Below are 257 nucleotides of genomic sequence, written 5' to 3' on the forward strand. Positions count from 1 at the left end.
TGATGGGAAGCAGGTTAATATTCCTGCACCGTCGTATGATGCGATGGGGGGACGGATCGCGGAAGGTTGTCTGACTGTTGGAATAGTCAGTTTCTGGTTCATAGGAGGTACTTAGGCAAATCCGGGTACGTAATCCAAGGGACTGGGACGAGTGAACTTGTTCACGTAGCAATCGGAAGTGGTTCCAAGAAAAGCCTCTAAGCTTCAGTCATACGAGACCGTACCGCAAACCGACACAGGTGGGCGAGATGAGTATT

1 rRNA gene is annotated in these 257 nt (G+C 50.2%); it reads left to right on the forward strand.

Annotation, left to right across the window (positions count from 1 at the left end):
* Nucleotides 1-257 (forward strand): 23S ribosomal RNA (locus tag GTP44_RS26940); the annotation flags it as partial.

It is taken from the genome of Duganella lactea (assembly GCF_009857505.1).
GTDB lineage: Bacteria > Pseudomonadota > Gammaproteobacteria > Burkholderiales > Burkholderiaceae_D > Rugamonas > Rugamonas lactea.